This is a genomic window from Acinetobacter sp. Lyrl_1 (genome assembly GCF_051948795.1).
GTDB lineage: Bacteria > Pseudomonadota > Gammaproteobacteria > Pseudomonadales > Moraxellaceae > Acinetobacter > Acinetobacter towneri.
In genome coordinates this window covers 1-2092 of sequence record NZ_JAYJLK010000085.1, presented here as the reverse complement: position 1 = coordinate 2092, position 2092 = coordinate 1, and the positions used below count along the sequence as shown (strand labels likewise).

Here is a 2092-nt window from a genome sequence, read left to right as displayed (position 1 = left end):
TATCTTTTGACTGCAGTCTTGTGCGAAATGCTGAAGGGAATCATCTTGTTAGAGCCTCAGATTACAAGGGATGAAAAGGATGAAAAAAAGGTTATTCTAAATAATTGTAAAAACAACAATAAAATCAATACAGTATCTTATAATTTAAAACTTCTTTTGCAAAAGCAGTTATCGAATACTGAGAAAAATAAACTGTTGTATAAAAAAGTTACACGAAAACTCCAAGCTATGGATGAATTTGATGCCAACGAGTTAAAAATTCTTTTAGAGCGTAAAACAATAAAAAATGATTTTGAACAGCTTAATCTTGGCCGCTATATTCAACAATTTATTATTGTTTTCAACGAGATTGCCAATAGTAGATTAAATTCAACAGTAATTAATGTTCAGGCTTTAATTAACGATATTAAAAAGGGTATGACCTATAAATCTGATTCAGGCACATCATCGTTGGATGTAGAGAATGAGGATACTGGACAAGATACAGACGTCAATATTTCTGATCCTGAACAGGATGAGATCGCCAAGCGGGTGAAGGGGAGTTTCGCTGATGACAAACAGAAACAGCTTGAAAAGCAAGCTAAGCGAATTCAGCGACGTGACTTAGCCTGTAAAACTAATCCGCTTTATCTGAAACCCAGTTTATTAACTGAGGTATATCAGCGATTGCACGAGTGTTATCAAGAAAATACGAGAAACGATGCATATCAATCGGCTTTAGCTGTGTGTGGTCTGATGTGTCTCTTGACCGGTCTGAGTCCAACGGTCTTTCAAAAGATCAAGTATTTGATTGGTATTGGTAGAATTAAAAAAAAATCAGTCAAAAAAGCCATCCGTTATTATTGGGTGATCGATCCCAAGCTGAATGCCAATCATTCCGGTGCCATGCAAGATAAAGCACAGCGTTATAATCGGGCCTTAACCCTGGAATGGCGCATACCAGCACCCTGGATCACCAGTTTAGAGGCTTTAGAGGAACCTGAATTTTGTGTGATTGAGTACAATAATTTTTTGCGGGAAGTCTTTAAAGAGCATCAGATTGGTGAAATCACCTGCGGGATGTTAGAGCGACAAATCTATTTCCATCTGGATATGGAGACTGGTGATAACCTAGTCGCACACTTATTGGCTAATCGAGATACTCATCATATCGTGCAATGGAACTATGAAGGGCGTCAGATCGATCAAATCGACCAGCATTTTCAAGGCTATATTAATGTTCTATTAGACCGTAGAAAAGGTGATCCATGGATTGAGAATGAACACCCTGGCCATATTTTTCATCGTGAGGAACGTATTGGTAGTCAGCGATGCTGGACTGTAGAGGCCGCGAGTGAATTTTTTAATCAGCTTTATCATTTTGTCAAAAACACATTAGCCAATACTCAAGCGAATCTGATCGAGAAGCTGAATGCTTACAGCATTTGGATGTGGCATCTTTCCTTAATCTGCCTGACGGTACGTCCAATAGTCGGCATGCCGGGGTTACTCAAACATTACGATCCTAAGGCACAACTGCTTTATGTGCATGATAAAAAAACTGATTCACGAAAAGTAGGACGTCCTGTTCCTGTTACAGGCTACTGGCAGGATCATTTCAATGCATATCGAAAATATCTGACGCAAACCATCGAGACACTCGGGATAACTAGTTTTAAAGTGAAATTGGAAAATGATGGTTTTATGCTCTATGTCATCTCACATCCTCGGATCAAGTCCCAAAAAGGTCAGGTGAATCTTGCGGAAGTCGTGGAGCATTTGGAGTTACAGCCCATGTCTGCTGATTTTGTCACGAATTACCTTAAAGAGACCGTGCAGATTTATAAAAACTGGCCAAGGCATTTCACTAAAAATCATCTCGCCTTGAGTGGTGACATTCACAATACGCTATATACCCATGATAAGCAAAGCATGGGATTCAGTCACATTTCTGGATTAAGCCCTTATTTCTACAAACACGACATTCAGCAGCAAGTTAAAAGCTTGCTCAACAAACTAGAAATCGCAAAGCTTGAAGTGCTTTAAAGGACCATCTTGTGCTTGATACATCACTCGTTACGCAATTAGAAAATGCCATTAAAAGAGAAATCGC

The 2092-nt window shown here is 39.1% G+C and carries 1 protein-coding gene; it reads left to right on the top strand.

Going from position 1 to position 2092, the window contains the following annotated elements:
* Window positions 1-2025: hypothetical protein (locus VF675_RS13565; RefSeq protein WP_440205377.1), on the top strand; the 2025-nt coding region annotated here is incomplete at its 5' end.
* Window positions 2026-2092: the final 67 nt, after the last annotated feature.